At 64.8% G+C, this 13,103-nt stretch carries 11 protein-coding genes; 8 read left to right on the top strand and 3 right to left on the bottom strand.

Annotation, left to right across the window (positions count from 1 at the left end):
* The first annotated feature begins 18 nt into the window (after positions 1-18).
* Together MTX35_RS00055 and MTX35_RS00050 are read left to right on the top strand one after the other, a co-directional pair.
* A complete protein-coding gene (locus tag MTX35_RS00055) occupies positions 19-399 on the top strand; it encodes a PPOX class F420-dependent oxidoreductase (RefSeq protein ID WP_243593026.1) in 381 nt (126 codons plus the stop codon).
* An 83-nt stretch (positions 400-482) separates the two neighbouring features.
* A complete protein-coding gene (locus MTX35_RS00050) occupies positions 483-908 on the top strand; it encodes a VOC family protein (protein WP_243593025.1) in 426 nt (141 codons plus the stop codon).
* A gap of 4 nt (positions 909-912) precedes the next feature.
* Here the strand turns inward: MTX35_RS00050 and MTX35_RS00045 are convergent, their stop codons facing one another.
* Genes MTX35_RS00045 through MTX35_RS00035 form a run of 3 tightly spaced genes read right to left on the bottom strand, consistent with a single transcriptional unit; the run spans position 913 to position 4,588 of the window.
* Entirely contained in the window at positions 913-2,286 is a 1,374-nt protein-coding gene (locus tag MTX35_RS00045; protein ID WP_243593024.1) for a metallopeptidase TldD-related protein, read from the bottom strand.
* A complete protein-coding gene (locus tag MTX35_RS00040; RefSeq protein ID WP_243593023.1) occupies positions 2,283-3,809 on the bottom strand; it encodes a TldD/PmbA family protein in 1,527 nt (508 codons plus the stop codon). The genes MTX35_RS00045 and MTX35_RS00040 overlap by 4 nt, the downstream gene beginning before the upstream one ends.
* 11 nt (positions 3,810-3,820) lie before the next feature.
* Complete coding sequence (locus MTX35_RS00035; RefSeq protein WP_243593022.1) at positions 3,821-4,588, bottom strand: TSUP family transporter; 768 nt, start codon at positions 4,586-4,588, stop codon at positions 3,821-3,823.
* A gap of 17 nt (positions 4,589-4,605) precedes the next feature.
* On the opposite strand from MTX35_RS00035, the gene MTX35_RS00030 reads away from it, so the two are divergent.
* The 6 genes from MTX35_RS00030 to MTX35_RS00005 all read left to right on the top strand — a co-directional run.
* Complete coding sequence (locus MTX35_RS00030; protein ID WP_243593021.1) at positions 4,606-5,766, top strand: sensor histidine kinase; 1,161 nt, start codon at positions 4,606-4,608, stop codon at positions 5,764-5,766.
* 16 nt (positions 5,767-5,782) lie between these two features.
* Positions 5,783-6,439 carry a response regulator transcription factor gene (locus tag MTX35_RS00025; RefSeq protein WP_243593020.1) on the top strand — a complete coding sequence of 219 codons (657 nt, stop codon included), beginning with the start codon at positions 5,783-5,785 and terminating at the stop codon, positions 6,437-6,439.
* Positions 6,440-6,520: 81 nt separating this feature from the next.
* Positions 6,521-7,057: an FxsA family protein gene (locus MTX35_RS00020; RefSeq protein WP_243593019.1), complete on the top strand. Its 537-nt coding sequence runs from the start codon at positions 6,521-6,523 to the stop codon at positions 7,055-7,057.
* A gap of 17 nt (positions 7,058-7,074) precedes the next feature.
* Entirely contained in the window at positions 7,075-8,670 is a 1,596-nt protein-coding gene (locus MTX35_RS00015; RefSeq protein WP_243593018.1) for an amidohydrolase, read from the top strand.
* Entirely contained in the window at positions 8,660-10,261 is a 1,602-nt protein-coding gene (gene lnt, locus MTX35_RS00010; protein WP_243593017.1) for an apolipoprotein N-acyltransferase, read from the top strand. The genes MTX35_RS00015 and lnt overlap by 11 nt, the downstream gene beginning before the upstream one ends.
* A 653-nt stretch (positions 10,262-10,914) precedes the next feature.
* A partial coding sequence (locus MTX35_RS00005; RefSeq protein WP_243593016.1) for a condensation domain-containing protein occupies positions 10,915-13,103 on the top strand: 2,189 nt, incomplete at its 3' end.

The raw sequence follows: 13,103 nt of genomic DNA, 5'->3' as shown, positions 1-13,103 counted from the left end.
CGACGTACTCTGAGCGGTATGGCTGCCACCTTCGAAGACATTGCCAAGGGCAAGTACGTACTGCTGACGACGTTCAAGAAGGACGGCACCGGGGTGCCGACCCCGCTGTGGGGTGCACTCGACGGGAATCGGCTGCTGGTGTGGACGGTGGCCGATTCATGGAAGGTCAAACGAATTCGGCGCAATTCCGCAGTCACCCTGGCGCCGTGCGACATGCGCGGTAACCCCAAGGGAGACGCGGTCGAGGCGCGGGCCGAGATACTCGACGCGGCCGAGACGGAGAAGGCCCGTGCAGCGATCGCGTCGAAGTACGGCATTCTCGGCTGGCTCACCGTCAAGGGGAGTGTGCTGCGCCGGGGCAAGAGCGGCTCCGTCGGGCTGGCGATCACCGCCGCCTGAGGCGAAGTCGGCACCATCACTCGTATGCGCAGTTCCGAATGCTTCATGAGGTAGCTTCCCCTGCTGCCGGAATGGAGCATCACGTGCCTATTGCAGTGACCGATTACAACCATGTTCGCCTCACCGTCAGCGACATCGACCGGTCCCGGTCGTTCTACGATTCGGTGTTCGGCTTCGACGTCGCGTACGCCTGGGATCCCGACGCGGACGAAGAGACCAAGGAGGCCCTCTGGTTCCTCTTCGGCGGCGTCATCTACAAGTTCGGCGGCGGCCTGCTGGGTCTGCGGCCGGTCGCAAAGAGCGACGACACGTTCGCCGAGGACCGCTGCGGGCTCGATCACCTGAGCTTCACGGTGGACACCCGCGCCGCGCTCGAGGACGCAGTGAAGACACTCGACGAGTTGGGCATCGCGCACGAGGGCATCAAGGACGCAGGACCCGGACTGTCCATCCTGGAGTTCCGCGACCCCGACAACATCGCACTCGAGCTCTCCGGCCCCGACAAGTAGAGCGCTACTGAGCAGCGCTGACCGACGACATGTGAAAGTCCGGGATGCGTAGCGGCGGCATTGCTGTGCGGGTGAACCAGTCCTTCCACTCGCGCGGCAGTGTCGCCTCGGTGTTTCCCGCCTCGGTAACGCGTCGCAGCAGGTCCAGGGGGCTTTCGTTGAACCGGAAGTTGTTGACTGCGCCGATGATTCGACCGTCCTCGATGGCGTAGACACCGTCTCTGGTCAGGCCGGTGAGCAGCAGCGAGGTCGGATCGACCTCTCGGATGTACCAGAGTGTGGTCAGCAGCAGACCGCGCTCGGTTGCCGCGACCATGTCGTCCAGCCGGGTGTCGGTGCCGCCGGTCATGACGAGGTTGTCTCCCGGGACCGCAACGGGTGCGCCGAATTTCTGCGCTGCTGATCGCGGGTAGGACAGGGCCGCCACCGAACCGTCGCGCACCCAGTCGACGCGCTCGATGTCCATGCCGTTGTCGAACACCGATACCGAATCACTCGACGACCCGGCCACCACGAACGGCACGTGCTCGAGTCCGGATTCGCGAGGATCGGAGTACAGCGTCAGCGGCAGTTCGGTGAGCTTCTCGCCGACGCGTGTTCCCCCTGCCCGCGAGAGTGCGGTGCGTCCCTCTTGCGCCCCGCGGCCTTCCATGGTCCACATCAGGTAGATCATGAGGTCGGCCACGGCCGACGGTGGCAGCAGTGTCTCGTAGCGACCGGCGGGCAGTTCGATGGTGTTCCGGGCCCAGCCGAGTCGAGTGGACAGCTCGGCCAACATGGTTGCGGCAGAGACGTCCTGGAAGTCGGTGGTTCCGGTGCCCACCCACGCGCTCGCCCCGGACCGCTTGCCGTTGATCTCGACCGAACCTGTGGGTTGAGTGAACGTACGACGAACACCGGTCGAGGTTCCGAGCCAGACGTTGTCGACGGTGTGCTGAGCGAACCCGTACAGCGCGTCATCGCCATCGAAGCCGACGTTCAATTCCGTTGCCAGCGAGCCGAACACGTCGATCGACGTGTGCGTCGCACTGCGGTCCCAGTCCTCCGAGCCGGAGGCAGCAACGACCGAATCCGGGGTCAGCAGCGGCATCGCGTCCTCGGCAGGCTCTGCCGACCGCGCTGCCGCTTCGCTCGCCCGAACCACGGCCGCAATGTCGTCCGGATCGACACTCGTCGACGACACGGTACCGACTCGAACGGTCGAGTCTCGCACGATGGAGACCACCTCCCATCGCCGGGAGGTCGCGATTCCGTTGGTGGTCATCGAGTTTCCGGCCCACCGCAAAGTTGCGTCGCTGGAGTCGGTGACGATCACGATGGTGTCGTCGACACTCGCGCAGGCGAGTGCACGTTCGATCACGAGCTGCGCGGCGATCATCGACCTGCCTCCGATCGGGTGTTCAGGACGTTGACTCCACGAAAGAGCGCGACCGGACAGCCGTGGCTGACCGCGGCCACCTGTCCGGGTTGGGCCTTACCGCAATTGAATGCACCGCCCAGTCGCCAGGTGGACGCTCCGCCGAGCAGTGCCAGAGAGCCCCAGAATTCGGTGGTGGTCGCCTGGTACGCAACGTCGCGCACCTGGCCGTCGAGCACGCCGTTGCGGATGCGGTAGAAGCGTTGCCCGGTGAACTGGAAGTTGTAGCGCTGCATGTCGATGGACCAGCTTTTGTCTCCGACGACGTAGATGCCGTCCTCCACCTCGCCGATGACGTCGGCGGTGGACCGATCGGTGTCGGGGTCGGCCTGCAGCGACACGTTCGCCATCCGCTGGATCGGAACGTGATGCGGAGAATCTGCGTACGAACACCCGTTGGATCGCTCGAGCCCGAGTTTCGGTGCGAACACTCGATCGAGTTGGTAACCGACGAGTGTCCCGTCGCGCACCAGGTCCCATCTCTGCGACGCCACTCCGTCGTCGTCCCAGCCGATACTGGCCAGGCCGTTGATCTCGGTCCGATCGGCGGTGACGTGCATGATGGGCGATCCGTAGCGCAATGTTCCCAACTGATCAGGGGTCGCGAACGAGGTACCGGCGTAGGCGGCCTCGTACCCGATGGCCCGATCGTATTCCGTTGCGTGCCCGATCGACTCGTGAATGGTGAGCCACAGATTGCTGGGATCGATGACCAGATCGGTGGGTCCCGCCACGACGGTCGGTGCCTTCACCTTCTCGGCCAACCATTCGGGAATCCGGGCCAGCTCCTCGGCCCAGTCCCACGTGCTGTGCTCACCCAGATATTCCCAGCCCCGTCCGACGGGTGGCGCGAGCGTGCGCATGGTCTCGAACGCACCGGCGGATCGATCCACCGTGGTGGCCTCGAACTGCGGATGGAGTCGCACTCGCTGCTGCACGATGCTGCTGCCGGCCAGATCTGCGTAGAACGACTGTTCCTTGACCTGCAGCACCGAGGCGGTGACGTGGTCGACCCCGTCCGACGCGGCCAGCCGAGACGAATACTCCGCCAGCAGCGCCACCTTCTCGGTGGTGGGTACCGCGAACGGGTCGATCTCGTACTCGGACACCCACGTTGCATCCGAGTACACCGGCTCGGCAGCGAGTTCTACGTGCTCGCGGTTGAGCGATCTGAGGGCCGTCGCCACCTCGATTGCACTCCGGGCCGTGGCTGCGGCGGCCTCGGTGCCGAGTTCTGCGTGCGAGGCGAAACCCCAGGTGCCGTCGACCACCACCCGCACGGCGAGGCCGATCTCACCGGCATCGATGACGGATTGAACGGAGCCGTCGCGCAGCGAGATCGACTGAGTCGTCGAGCGCTGCACCCGAACGTCGGCATGTGTCGCACCTGCCGACCGTGCCGTGCTCAGCGCGGCATCCGCGAGGGCACGCAAGGGTAGAGCCAGGAAGTCTGCGTCGACCGACCGATTCGATTGTCTCGTCACGACTGCTGACGCTAGCCGAATTGCTGCCACCCGAGCCGAACGACCATCCCCACGACCACGACGAGCAGGACGATTCTCACGAATCCGGCACCGCGAGCGACCGCAGTCCGCGACCCGAGGACGGCACCGAAGACGTTGCACACCGCCATGGCCGCGCCCAGTTGCCAGTAGACGCTGCCGGTGACCGCGAAGAAGGCGAGAGCACCGACGTTGGATCCCACGTTGATCACCTTGGCCATCGCGGCACTGCGCACGAACTCGGTGCCGAGCATCGTGGCGAAGACGATGATGAGGAACGTTCCGGTGCCGGGCCCGAGGATACCGTCGTAGAAGCCGATTCCGGCGGCGGCCAGACCGATGACGATCAGCACTCTGCGATGGGTCGGCGGCGACGGTGCCGCGGTTCGACCGATGGTCGGGCGGCACGTCACCAGTATTGCCACGCCGACGAGAACGACCATGATGATAGGGATGAACAGCTCGCGGTCGATCAACGACACCGCGGCAGCGCCGAGCGCGGAGGTCACGGCCGCGAGCACACCGGCCGGCACCAGCACCGTCCAATTCAGCGTCACCTTCCGCGCAAAAGTGACGACGGCGGCGACGGTACCGAACACCGCGGTTGCCTTGTTGGTCGCCAGCGCTGCCTGCTGAGTCAGTTGCGGTGCGACGAGGAGGATTGCCGGCAACAGGATCAGGCCGCCTCCGCCCACCACTGCATCGACCCAACCGGCTGCGGTGGCAGCGACCAACAGCAGTCCCCAGTCGGCAGCAGTCATACGGCAAACTCAATCACATGCGTCGATTCAGTCTGTGGCTACGTGGGCAGCCCTTCGTGGCCGATGCTCTCCTGGCAGTCGGGCTGTTTCTCGTCGACATACTGGTGTTCGTCAGCTCGTCCGACGGTCTGAACGGACCGTTGTTTCTGGTGTTCTCGGTGGTGCTGACGCTTCCCGTCGCGTGGCGTCGGCGTCTGCCCCGCTCGATCGCGGCCGTGACTCTCGTCACGACCACTGCCTCCGACATCGCAGGCAGTATGGCAGGCGACGCGTACAACGGTCATCCGGCCGCGCTGGCCCTGCCGATCATGCTCTACACGCTGGTCGCGTACGTCGGTCGAGCACAGGGCGGCGTCTATGCCGTCACCCTGGCTGCGTACACCGCCGCGAATCTGTTTCTGTTCGACCAACCGTTGTTCACGACACTGCTGTTCAGCGCGCTGATGTACGCATTGTCGTGGGTTGCGGCGGAATTTCTCGGGGCCCGCCGGGCCTACGACGAAGCGACTCAGGCTCGACTCGTCGTGGCCGAGTACGACAGAGACCGCCGCGCCGAAGAGGCGGTGATCATGGAGCGCACGCGCATCGCGCGAGAACTGCACGACGTCATCGCTCACGGCGTGAGCGTCATGGTCGTCCAGGCCGACGGCGCCTCGTACGCGATCAGGCGAAACCCCGAACGCGCGGAGCAGGCGGTCGCCAACATCTCGGCGACCGGTCGACTCGCGCTGTCCGAGTTGCGAAGGACCGTCGCGTTGCTGCGGACGTCACCCGACTCGGACGACATGCCCCAGTACGGCACCGCGGGCCTCGCTCGGGTCGTCGAGATGATGGGGCGAGCCGGATTGAACGTCGAGATCGAACAGACCGGGAACCTCGACGACATCAGTCCGGCGATCAGCCTGGGCGTGCACCGTCTGGTACAGGAATCGTTGACCAACGTTCTGCGCCACGCCGGCCACGCCCCACGCGCCATCGTGAAGGTCGTTCGCGAGGACGAGGCGGTCACCGTCGAGATATCCGACAACGGAACCGGTAGCGAACCGTCGTCGACGGCAGGCGGCGGACACGGATTGCTCGGTATGCGTGAGCGGGTCGCCGTATTGAACGGCACCCTGTCCGCAGGCCGCACCCCACACGGCAATTGGCTCGTGCGGGCAACGCTGCCGATCGACTGAGTACTAGGTTGAGTCCGTGCCCATCACCGTTGTCGTCGTCGACGACCAGGAACTCATGCGTATGGGTTTGAACATGGTGCTCGAGGCACAGGACGACATCGCGGTGGTGGGGGAGGCATCCGACGGCGCAGCTGCTGTCGAGGCCGTGACCAGGCTGGCCCCGACGGTGGTGTTGATGGACATTCGTATGCCCGGCATCGATGGGGTCGCCGCCACCCGCACCATCACCGAATCCGGCTCCGAAGCACGCGTGCTGGTGATGACGACGTTCGACCTCGACGACAACGTCCTCGGTGCGCTTCGGGCGGGTGCCAGCGGATTCCTGCTCAAGGACACGCCCCCGGAGGATTTGATCTCCGCGATCCGCAGCGTGGCCGCAGGCGATGCCGTCGTCTCGCCCAAGGTCACCAAACGTTTGCTCTCGCGGTTCGTCGCCCAGTCCGAATCGATCGCCGATGCGTCGGTACTCGATGCCCTCACCGGGCGTGAACGCGAGGTCCTGGTGCACTTGGCAACGGGGCTGTCCAATGCCGAGATCGCCGCAGTCCTGCATCTGTCCGAGGCGACGATCAAGACCCATATCGGCCGAATCCTGACGAAGCTGGGTGTCCGCGACAGAGTCCAGGCCGTGGTTCTGGCCTACGAGACGGGTCTCGTGCGACCGGGTTCCTAGAGAATTTCCAGCAAACCGGGCACCTCGGGAGCGTTTCGGACTTCCCGCGCGTTGTACCGGTGAAGCGAAGAAAGGACCGTCATGCTCGCTCTGTTCGTACTCTATGTCGTGGTCGAGGTCGCAGCGCTGGTCGCCGTGGGAAGCGCGATCGGTGTGCTCTGGACCGTCGTGCTGTTGATCGGCGGATCCCTGATCGGGTCACTGCTGGTGCGGTCGCAGGGCAGACGGGTGCTGGACGGGTTGCAGCGAGCATCGCGAGGCGAGCGGTCGGCCGGCGGCGCTGTTGCCGACGGCGCTCTGTTCGCCGCAGGGTCGGTCGCGATGTTCGTTCCGGGTCTGGTGACCACGGTTGTCGGATTGCTGTTGCTGATTCCGCCGACCAGGTGGCTACTACGCCCAGCGGTGATGTGGGCCGCCGCACGTTGGTTGCCGCAGGTTGCGACCGCGACGCGGCGCATGCGACCTACCGTCATCGACGGTGAGATCCTCGACGATCGCGTCGACGACAGCACTCGAGCACCGAATGCCTCCGGTTCTGCGCCGATCCTCGAAGGACAGGTGATCGAGGCCGACGGGTTCGATTCCGCTGCCGGGGATTTCCGGAAGCCACACCGGTAGGGGCAGACTGGTCGTTCGTGACCACCGAATTGTTCTGCGGCGGACGGATCTACAGTCCGACAGCTTCCGACGCCACCGCCATGGCCGTGACCGATGGAATCGTCAGTTGGATCGGTGAGGATCGAACCGGTCGAGCGCTCCACCCAGGAGTCCGCATCACCGACCTGGCCGGGTCCTTCGTGGCACCGGCGTTCGTCGATACTCACGTGCACGTCACCGATCTGGGTCTTGCTCTGATCGGTCTCGATCTGTCCGGCTGCACGTCGCTCGAACACTGCGTGCGGGCGCTCGCCGAGCATGCTTCGTCGTCCTCGGACGCCCTGGTCTGGGGACACGGTTGGGACGAATCCGGGTGGCCCGAACAACGCGCACCGTCGACTGCCGACCTCGATGCGGCAGCGCCCGGGCGCCCGGTGTACCTCACTCGCATCGATTCGCATTCGGCCGCCGTCTCGACGCCCTTGCGCATCGCCGCGTCCGGTATCGAATCCACCGCAGGTTTTTCGGAGCAGTCTCCACTTACCGCCGCCGCACATCACCTCGCACGTCTGACGGCACGGTCGATGATGACAGCCGACACTCGGGACCGGGCTCGAACTGCTGCGCTCGACGTTGCTGCGGCGCAGGGAATCGTCGCAGTCCACGAATGCGCTGGTCCGATCGTGTCGGGTCTCGACGACTTCCGTGAACTGTTGGCCACCGAACACGGAGTGGAGGTTCGCGGCTACTGGGGCGAACTGGTAGAGACGGCCGAGCAGGCACGGCAACTGCTGGACGACACCGGTGCCCACGGGCTGGCCGGAGACATCTTCGTCGACGGCTCGCTCGGATCACGGACCGCATGGTTGTCGTCGCCGTACGCGGACGGCACCGGATCGGGCGAACCGTACGAGGACGTCGATGCGATCGCAGCACACATCTCGGCCTGCACCACGGCCGGAGTGCAGGCGGGTTTTCACGTCATCGGTGACGCGGCTGTCTCGGCCGCTGTCGCCGCCTTCGAGCAGGTGGTGGCTCGGCTGGGAACTCCTGCCGTAGCCGCCTGCGGCCATCGGCTCGAACACCTGGCCATGGTGGCACCCGAACAGGCCGACCGGTTGGCCTCGTGGGGTGTCATAGCCAGCATGCAACCGAGGTTCGACGCATTGTGGGGCGGTTCGGACGGACTGTATGCAGCGAGGCTCGGCACCGAGCGTGCTTCGGCGCTCCATCCGTTCGCCCGCCTGGCATCGGCGGGGGTGTCGCTCGCACTGGGATCGGATGCGCCGGTCACCCGTCTCGATCCGTGGGCGACGGTCAGAGCCGCGGTCAACCATCACACGCCTGGCAGTGCCATCTCGCCTCGGGCTGCCTTCTCGGCCGCGACCCGCGGAGCGTGGCGCGCGGGCGGAGTCCGAGACGGGTTGGCCGGCACGTTGGTGCCGGGAGCGCCCGCGTCCTTCGCGGTGTGGGAGGTCGACGAACTCGTTGTACGAGCTCCCAAGGACAGCGTGCAACGCTGGTCGACGGATCCGCGAGCGGGTGTGTCGCCGTTGCCGAGTCTCGACGTGACGTCCGCGAGCCCCCAGTGCTCGATGACGGTGCATCGTGGACAGGTCATCCATGAGAAGTGAGTCGGTTCCGACCGCTGTGACGGAGCGCTCGTCGGGGGAGAGGTTGCGCCGGGCAGCGGTGTCCACCGCGCTGTCCGTCGCCGGCGGTGGCCTGATCTTCGCCAGCTTTCCTCCGCGAACCCTGTGGTTCCTGGCACCAGTGGGCATCGCGATGCTGGCCGCAGTCCTGACCGGCTTCGGTGGGCGACGATCGGTGTCGCTCAAAGCCGGGTTCGGGTACGGCTTCGCCGCCGGTCTCGGGTTCTTCGTTCCGCTGCTGCCGTGGATCGGTGTCTACGTCGGTCCGATGCCGTGGCTGGCGCTCGCTGCCGCCGAGTCCGTCTTCGTCGGCTTGTTCGGCACTCTCGGTGTGCTGGCAGCACGAACTGCCTGGTGGCCGTTGTCGATGGCATTGGCCTGGAGTCTGACCGAATGGCTGCGATCCAGTGTTCCCTTCGGTGGCTTTCCGTGGGGCAGATTGGCTTTCGGTCAGCCCGAGGGCTGGTTGTTGCCCCTGGCGAGCATCGGTGGTGCACCGTTGCTCGGTTTCGGTGTGGCACTGACCGGAACCGGCATGGCTGCACTACTGCTGCTGGGCTCCCGACGGAACGGAATGCGTTCCGTCGTCGGACCGGTCGCTGCAACGACAGTCGCATCGATCGTGGCGCTGGCCGTGCTGCCGACTCTGCACAGCAACGACGCTCCGGAGGGTGACGAACGGACGGTGACGATCGCAGCCGTACAGGGCAGCGTTCCGCGGCTCGGTCTCGATTTCAATGCCCAGCGTCGCGCTGTACTGGACAATCACGTCAGCGAGACGATGGCGCTGGCCGCCGACGTCGATGCAGGTCGGCAGCCCGCGCCGGATCTCGTGGTGTGGCCCGAGAACGCGTCCGATATCGATCCGTTGAGAAACGCCGACGCTGCGACTCTCATCACACAGGCGTCCGTGGCTGTCGGAGCCCCGATCCTCGTCGGTACGGTTCTGGTCAATGCCGATGGCACGAACACGAATTCGGTTATTGCGTGGAACGGTACGGATGGGCCGGGTGAGCGGCACGACAAGAAGATAATTCAACCGTTCGGCGAATACTTGCCATTCCGAAGCTTTTTTCGTTTGTTTTCGGAATATGCCGACCGAGCGGGTTATTTCGTCCCGGGGTCGGGAAACGGAGTGGTGAACGCCGCAGGAATAGCCGCGGGAATAGCGACGTGCTATGAGGTCGCATTCGATCGTGCGCTCGAGGAATCGGTCCGCTCGGGTGCCGAGTTCATTGCCATCCCCACCAACAACGCCACCTTCGGCGACACCGAAATGACCTACCAACAACTTGCGATGTCCAGAGTGCGCGCCGTCGAGCACGGGAGAACGGTCGTGGTGGCCGCCACCAGTGGCGTCAGCGCGATCGTGGCACCGGACGGCGGTGTCCTACAGCAGACGCCGCTCTTCACCGCTGATGTACTGGTTTCCAGTGTGGTCCTACGCCAATCGCTCACCGTCGCCACCAGGCTCGGCAGCGGATCGGAACTGGTGTTGTGTCTGGCCGCAGTCGTCGCGCTCGGCGCGACGGTTCTGGCCGGACGGCGCTCTTCTGCCGAAAACCGTCGGTGAGTCTGCAAATTCCGGCTTTTACGTATCCCGGAGTCCGATGCAGATCCCGCGGTGTTGTGGCGAACGCCGCGCAACGTCATTCGTTCGACCGAATAGGGCACGTTCGAGTGGCACTGGTGGTCACTTCTGTAACAGGCTGGAGATGATGGTCGATGATTTTTATGACTACCGCACAAAGGAATCTCACCGATGTTGTATCTTTGAAGGCCGCTGGAGGTGTTCGATGCCGAATTCGGGTGTGACTTCAGCGGATGGCCGACGGTATCGGCGTCGATGCAGTAGCGCACTGTCGACGTGAGCATTTCGAGCGTGCCATACGCCTGGCGGGAGGGGGAGTTCGTGTTGCACACGACGATGCAATCGACTGTCGGTAGCCGCCGGTTCTCCGATCTCACAGTTTGTTCTCTGCGGTGAAACCCGGCTGACTCCCCGTTTCAATCCGCTCGGCCGAGCGCGACGAATCGATACAGAACTCTTTCACCACCGAACGTGTGTCGAACCGACACCGATGCAGACCAGAACGGAAGCCAGAATTGCCCAATCGCGCGCAGAGGCCGACGCGGCTCGACAGTCCGAGCCGAACCGAAAGCTCCGGGTCGATCGACCCGACGTCGGCAATCGCCGCCGCTACCGTGTCGCCCAAGGGCAAGTGAATGCGCGCTACGACGACCGGTGGGTCACAGACACCTCCGTCCGGCTCCGGATTCGAGAGCGGCTTCCCGCTGTCCTCTGCACAGCGAGGCATGTGGTTCGCGCAACAACTCGCACCTGATGTACCGGTCTGCATCGCCCAGTACGTAGATCTGCGAGGCAGCCTCGACATAGCAGTGCTGCAGGAAGCGTCGGCGCAGGCCGGACACGAATTCCAGTCCGCCTACCTCCGCCTGACGCAGGTCGACGGCGAACCGGTGCAGATGGTCGATCACTCCATCGACCAGTCCGTGCACTATCTGGACCTGCGCGACGAAGACGATCCCATGACCTCGGCCCTGCGCTGGATCGACGAGAACTACGTACAGCCGGTCGACATGGAGAACGACCCACTCGTCGAGAGCTGGATCATCCAGGTCGAGGACGAGCGCAACCTCTGGTACAGCAAGATCCACCACGTCGCCCTGGACGGCTACGGTGCCATGACGCTCGTCAATCGCACCGCCGCCCTCTACACCGCAGCAGTCGAGCAGGTCGAACCTGCGCCCAACAAAGCCGCGGAGCTTCGCCGACTGTACGAGCTCGATCAGGAGTACCGGACGTCGTCACGGTTCGAGTCCGACAAGGAATACTGGACTTCGCGCGCTGCGGACATCCACGACGGAGCATCTCTGTCCAACCGGCCTGGGCGCACCATCGCAGCGAGCAAGTTGCGCAGCATCGCCCTGCCCGAGGACGTCGTCAACGCACTCGAAGGATCGGACACCAGCAAGGGCGGAACCGCCGCTGCGGTGTTCATCGCTGCGTTCGGCTGCTACCTCTCCCGAATGACCGGGCGAGAAGACGTGTTGGTCAACATCCCGGTGTCGGCGCGCACCACTGCCTTGCTGCGTCGATCCGGCGGAATGCTCGTCAACGTCGCACCGATTCCGATGCACGTGTCCCAGGACGCCACCGTGGGCGACCTCGTGCAACAGGTGCAGTTGGAGCTCATGGGTGCGCTGCGGCACCAGCGCTTCAGCATCGAGGACATCCGGCGGGAACTCGCGGCATCCGGCAGTGACAAGCAGCTCGCCGGCCCGATGGTCAACATGATGCTGTTCCACCAGCAGATCGAGCTCGGGTCGATCGTCGGCGAATTCAACATCGTGACGTCGGGTCCGGTCGAGGATCTTCTGGTCAATGTCTATCAGAGTGGTTCTCCGGCAAGGACATACGTCGACTTCAGGGCCAACCCGAACCGGTACGACGACGACGACCTCACCGCACACCATTCGAGCTTCGTCGACATGGTGGAAGCCTTCATCGCGGCGGGCCCCGATACTCCCGCTGTCGAGGTGCACCCCGACAGCGCCAGCGAAGGCCAACGACGTCGCCGTGTCGCGGCCCAGACCGCGTACTGGGCCGATCGCCTGGCCGATGCGCCCGATCTGCTCGATCTGCCCTGCGATCGACCGCGGCCCTCGCGTATCGGCCATGTTCGTGCGTCTCATGAGGTGGCTGTCGGATCCGCTACCTGGGGCGCTGTGGAACGATTGGCCGCCGACCGGTCCACGACCCCGTTCGTGGTCTTCGAGTCCGTGCTGGCTGTGCTGCTGTCTCGTTTGGCGAACACCGACGACGTGTCGATTGCCGTGCCCACTGCTGCCGGCGACGCCGTCGTTCTGCGGACTCGACCCGACGGTCGGCACTCGTTCTCCGACTTCGTCGAGTCGTCGAGTACGGACTTCGATGCCGCGATGGCGCACAGCGAAGCGTCGTTCGATGACGTCGTTCGTGCCCTCGGCCTGCCCAGCACCGGGTCGTACAACCCCCTTGCGCAGGTTGCGCTCCGATTCGGTCCATCCGCCTTGCCGCAGGACGGATCGGCAATGGACCTCGTCGTCACCGTCGACGAGTCCAATTCTCCCACTGTCGTTTTCGATTACGCCACAGAACTGTTCGACGCTACGAGCGTGGCTCAACTCGGTCGCCGCGTGCTGCGGATCCTCGACGCTCTGACGAGTGAGCCGGACCTGCTGATCGGTGACGTGGACCTTCTGTCCGCCGCCGAACGCGCTCGCCTGGCTCCGGTTCGTGGTCCGCGGTCTGTGGTGGGTGTGGTGTTGCCGGAGTTGTTGGCTGGTGCTGTGGGTGTGGCCGGTGTCGGTGGTGTTGCGGTGGTGTCGGGTTCGCGGGTTGTTTCTTATGG

This window comes from Rhodococcus sp. ARC_M12 (assembly GCF_022810385.1).
In the GTDB taxonomy this organism is placed as follows: domain Bacteria; phylum Actinomycetota; class Actinomycetes; order Mycobacteriales; family Mycobacteriaceae; genus Rhodococcoides; species Rhodococcoides navarretei.
The sequence above is the reverse complement of the archived record's forward strand: the minus strand, read 5'-3'. Positions and strand labels throughout refer to the sequence as shown.

Coding starts and splice junctions, on each gene's coding strand:
- MTX35_RS00055 (WP_243593026.1), top strand. CDS start 19: ATGGCTGCCACCTTCGAAGACATTGCCAAGGGCAAGTACGTACTGCTG.
- MTX35_RS00045 (WP_243593024.1), bottom strand. CDS start 2,286: ATGATCGCCGCGCAGCTCGTGATCGAACGTGCACTCGCCTGCGCGAGT.
- MTX35_RS00035 (WP_243593022.1), bottom strand. CDS start 4,588: ATGACTGCTGCCGACTGGGGACTGCTGTTGGTCGCTGCCACCGCAGCC.
- MTX35_RS00030 (WP_243593021.1), top strand. CDS start 4,606: ATGCGTCGATTCAGTCTGTGGCTACGTGGGCAGCCCTTCGTGGCCGAT.
- MTX35_RS00020 (WP_243593019.1), top strand. CDS start 6,521: ATGCTCGCTCTGTTCGTACTCTATGTCGTGGTCGAGGTCGCAGCGCTG.
- lnt (WP_243593017.1), top strand. CDS start 8,660: ATGAGAAGTGAGTCGGTTCCGACCGCTGTGACGGAGCGCTCGTCGGGG.